Here is a 4,616-nt window from a genome sequence, read left to right as displayed (position 1 = left end):
CAGCGTGATTGAGACGTCAGACATCTCGATCAACAGCCCGGGGCCTCGCTCGTTGCGGTCCGTGAACCGTCACCTGATCGCTGGCCAACTCGCAGAAGCTCACTGACCTGATCTTGCCCGTCCCACATAACCTGAGGGCACACCCACAGACTTATGATCGATTTTATCGATGTCTACGCGAGGAGTTGGCGTGCCTAGATTGGTTCGACGCCAGGAAGTGCCGGTAATGGTGGATTTTCACGGCTGGGCACTTCAGGACTGGGATGATACGCAGGTACCCATCACGTTTCCCGGTAATTTTCAGCGTAATAGTTTTCTGAGCACTCATCCCGGGCGTCTGGACTTCGGTAGCGCCGGACACACGCACACGGCACGTCTCATCATTGAAGTCTGGGATGCCCAGCCTCCCACTCCGCCTGGTGACTGGGAGGAGGAAGCGGAAGCCGAAATCTTCACCTCTTCGGGAAAACTGCGGGCCTGGGCGGTTGCCGGAGGGCCGATGCCGGACAAGATCGACTTGGTAGGCGGACCGAGCATATGGGGGGTACGTGTCATGTGTACCGGGCGCAACGAGGTTGCCGAACAGAGCATGCACGGCCTGGCCGATGGCGTGGAACAGTACACAGCGCAATTCTGGCCACAGAAATAGCGTGATGGGTCGGCCACGAGTTCGTGGCCGACCCATCACGCTGTACAGTTACCGAGATTTCACGAGGTGATCTTTACGATAAATCCGTCATCGGGTCCATCGATGATCCGATTCAAAGTGTAGAACTGGCCGAGGAGAGTTCCGGCGGCGCCATTACTCTCGCCATCGAGGGCCATTACGCTGAAGTTCAGGGGATCTTGGAGAGGATCATAGTCGGACCCCGCAGCCCCCTGGTAAGTGGTGGCGAAAGGAAACTCATCGCATTCCTTGCCGCCAGCGGCATAGTTAGCTCCGAAGAATTTTCCGCAGTTGTAGACGGCTCGAACGCGATTCCTGCCTCTGCGTTCAGTATCAGTGTAAAGACGCGTAAGGGGCTCGTCCGCGTTCTGGCCAGCTAGCCGTTTCGTGGCCAGGGGTGGCTGAGTCTGCGTCGGTTTTGTGAAGGCTTTCTGGATGTGCTTGGCGACTTCACGTTCTGGAGCGGTGTCCGCGGTGCTGTATTTCAGGGTCGCCAGGACGCTGAAAGCTGCGGCACCACCAGTGGCTGATGCGTTCAGATAGCTGGCTTCGTCCCAACGGGGCGGCAACATGAAGATGTCACCGCCGGTGAATGCGTCCGATGCCCAACCGGGCGGCGCCACCAGTTTGATGTTGGGCTGGTAGATAGCGGAGATCTGCCGTAGCGAGCCCGCCGTGCCGGGCTGCCCCGACGGAGCGGTGAGTGTTTGCTTGACGGGGATTCCATCCAGCAGTTCGGCCCACTTTCGGGTAGCCGGCAGAGAATTGCCCCCCGTGGTGAATTGAGCGTAGGACGGCCAACTTTGGGGTACGGACGCGTTCGTGGTGACGCCCAGGTCCCGGGCATCAGTGCTGCCCTCGATAGTGAAATCGGTGTAGTAATACGTCGCGGTCATTTCCCGGCTGTTCTTAGGGATCGTACCGACGACCACTACATCAAAGTGACTCTCCCCAACTGGCGTACCATTCTTGATCCACACCTGCCCAAATTGACGCCCGGAACAGACCGCATACCTGGACTTGACGTAGAACTCACTGCCCACCAGTCCCGCGACACACTCCTGCAGTGTCATGGTGTGTGCCGGCTCCGGCAGGGAGACCGCAGCGACATCGGTGGCAGCCGCAGTGGATGTCAAACGGTCCTCGCTCAACGGCTGCGCTGAGTCTTCCTCCGCCCGAGGCGCGAAAGATTTCGCTGGGCCAGAAACCTCATGCGGAAGCACAGCCGCCAATGCCTGTGGGGTCTGTAGCGTCTGCAACCTTTCAAGACCGCCAGGTCTCTGAAGTTCAGTCAGCGTGAAGGCGTCGGCGTTTACCGGCTGTATATAGGTTTCCACCCGCTGAGAGTCGGTTTCCCCGTCTGCGTGTGCAACGCTCAGCGGCACTATCAATGGCAAACACAATGCCGCCGCGAGTATTACTCTCGTGCGATTCAGCGAGTCCAGCAAAAGACGTCTCACCAAGCCCCCTGATATGAACACGTGCCATCCGGCACGGGCCGTACCACAGGTACCCCTCACAGGATCTTCACAGCAAGGGCGGCGGGAATTCTGGCTTGATCACTTCCAGATTTTGGCTGAGATCGCGATCTCTCTACAAGGACACACTGAGCTTCTGCGAGTTGGCCAGCGATCAGGTGACGGTTCACGGACCGCAACGAGCGAGCCCCCGGGCTGTTGATCGAGATGTCTGACGTCTCAATCACGCTGCTAGTACTCCAGCCGTAGTTCGTGATCTTCATGTCTGCGCTGCTTGCCGTCGGTAGTGGCTGGCGCGGGATCGGGCCTGGTGGCAGCGTCGCCAGGTGGACCAGCGGAGCTGGTGGACGGCGTCGCAGACGGGTTGGACTACAAGTGCGGTGAACAGTCGCCGGATCTCGTTGCAGGTGAGTGGGATTAGTTCGTCCGGCCCGGGGTGGCGGGTGTGTTCATCCGCGCGGACGACGGCCAGGAAGGCATGCGCAAGCATGGCCAGGGTGACCCAGCGGGACCAGGACGTGTGGCGGCGGACCTGGTGCTCGTCCAGCGCGGCCAGGCCCTTTCCGGACTGGAAGAACTCCTCCACTCGCCATCTTGATCCAGCCATTCGCACCAGCTCGGTCAGCGGGACCGGCCCGGGCGAGTAGCAGCGGTAGTAGGCAAGTTCTCCGGTGCCGCGGTTGCGGCGGATCAGCAGTTGCCGGCTCCCGGGACGAGGGTCGACGAGGTCGATGACGGCCCAGTCGTAGTAGCGGTGGCCCTTCGCTCCGGTCCCGGCGGACAGCTTATGCCAGGCCCGCTTGGGCACCTTCTTGGCCAGGTTGTCCACGCGGAACTTCCCTGCTCTGGTGGTGACTTCGTGCGAGCAAGCCACCGCGAGGACATAGCCGATGCCACGTTCCTCCAGCGCGGTCCGCAGCCTGGTGTTGCCTCCGTAGACCTCGTCGCCCGCGACCCATGCGGCCCGGTGGCCGGCGTCCAGGAACCGGGTGACCATCCGGGCGGCCAGTTCCGGCTTGGTGGCGAAGGAGGTCTCCTCGGGCAGGCCCGCGGCCCGGCAGCGGTCGGGGTCGGTGGTCCACGAACGGGGAACGTAGAGTTCCCGGTCCACCGCCGCATGTCCCCGCTCTCCTGCGTAGACCAGGTAGACCGCGACCTGGGCGTTCTCAATCCTGCCGGCGGTGCCGGTGTACTGGCGCTGGACGCCGACCGTGTGCGTGCCCTTTTTCACGTCGCCGGTCTCGTCGACCACCAGCACGGCCCGGTCGTCGTGCAGGTGCTCCACCACATAGCCGCGCACGTCGCCACGGACGGCGTCGGCGTCCCACTTGGCCCGGCCCAGCAGGTGCTGCATGCCGTCCGGGGTGGTGTCCCCGGCCCACTCCGCGATCGTCCAGCAGTTCTTTTGCGGGAGGTCCGACAGTAGACCGAGCACCAACTGCCGGACGCGACGGCGGGGTTCAACACGGGCGAACCGACCCGCGATCCGGCTCATCAGGCCCTCGAATGCCTCCTGCCAGCGGGCAGGATCTACGCTGTCACCCGCGGCCACCGCGAGATCGTTAGTCTTCACACACCGATGATCAGCGGTGGCCGTTCCGTGCCCGTCGCCAGCCTCCACCGGTGAGATGGCGGTGCCTGCCACCATGAGTCTTGGACTCTACGAGTCGAACCAGCGAAACCAGATGGGCCTGCCTACGCCCGCGTGCCAACTCTGGAAAGCGGTACGACGCTGTTCGGGCGTCGTCAGCGACTCCTCGTGGGCGAGCCAGTCCAGGTACCACTCCGCGAATGTCGCGGCTTGCCGGTCATCGTTGAGCAGCGGGTTCAAGCGATCGCACGTCGCACGCCCGTCGAACCACATGGTTCCTCGCATGGGCCCGCTGACCACGAGAAGCGTGTAGAAGCCGCAGCCGTCGTCGTTGAGAAAGACGGCCCCGGTGACCCGAGCGGCTTCGATCGCGTCCGCGGTCTCCCGCCAAGCGTCGTGAGCAGTTTGGTAGGCCGCATCGGAGATGTAGTCCTCCCGCTTCGGCTGGCTGTCCCACGCGTCCTCGCTCTCCGCCAGCGCGCTGTCATGGTCCGGGAAGGGGACATGAAGCTCGTCGTGGTCCTCATGCCGGGCACCGTCCCAATCCCAGCGCGAGCCGTTGAACTGCAGCTTCCGCACCCGGCCGCCCGCGCTGACACGCAGCAGGTACTGGCGGTAGTCCTCGGGGAACTCCACGCCGAACTGTTCCTCTGCCTGGCGCACCTGCGTCTCGCTCAGGACTTCCGGGAGACCTCGTCTGCCGAGGCCCATGCCGGGCCGCGCGTACAGAGCGACGGTCCGACCCCGCACCTCATCCCAGTTCACTGCCTGCATGCCCGGCAAGATAGCCGGTCAACCGACTACGGCGTCGGCTTGGCCCCGGCGCCTCAGAGCCACCACAGCAGCCCGGCTACGCAGATCACGATCTACTGCTGGAGTA

4 protein-coding genes are annotated in these 4,616 nt (G+C 63.0%); 1 reads left to right on the top strand and 3 read right to left on the bottom strand.

Translation table 11 applies throughout. From position 1 onward, the window contains the following. The first annotated feature begins 190 nt into the window (after positions 1–190). Positions 191–649 carry a hypothetical protein gene (locus tag ACFWP5_RS51875; protein ID WP_384174281.1) on the top strand — a complete coding sequence of 153 codons (459 nt, stop codon included), beginning with the start codon at positions 191–193 and terminating at the stop codon, positions 647–649. A 59-nt stretch (positions 650–708) separates the two neighbouring features. On the opposite strand, the gene ACFWP5_RS51870 is transcribed toward ACFWP5_RS51875, so the two are convergent. The 3 genes from ACFWP5_RS51870 to ACFWP5_RS51860 form a co-directional block, all read right to left on the bottom strand. Continuing rightward, positions 709–2,004 carry a hypothetical protein gene (locus ACFWP5_RS51870; RefSeq protein WP_384174278.1) on the bottom strand — a complete coding sequence of 432 codons (1,296 nt, stop codon included), beginning with the start codon at positions 2,002–2,004 and terminating at the stop codon, positions 709–711. 400 nt (positions 2,005–2,404) lie between these two features. Continuing rightward, positions 2,405–3,640 carry an IS701 family transposase gene (locus ACFWP5_RS51865; protein WP_384174284.1) on the bottom strand — a complete coding sequence of 412 codons (1,236 nt, stop codon included), beginning with the start codon at positions 3,638–3,640 and terminating at the stop codon, positions 2,405–2,407. Positions 3,641–3,805: 165 nt separating this feature from the next. Next, complete coding sequence (locus ACFWP5_RS51860; RefSeq protein ID WP_384174275.1) at positions 3,806–4,510, bottom strand: SMI1/KNR4 family protein; 705 nt, start codon at positions 4,508–4,510, stop codon at positions 3,806–3,808. Positions 4,511–4,616 lie beyond the last annotated feature (106 nt).

Source organism: Streptomyces sp. NPDC058469 (assembly GCF_042721125.1).
Taxonomy (GTDB): Bacteria; Actinomycetota; Actinomycetes; order Streptomycetales; family Streptomycetaceae; genus Streptomyces.
The sequence above is the reverse complement of the archived record's forward strand: the minus strand, read 5'-3'. Positions and strand labels throughout refer to the sequence as shown.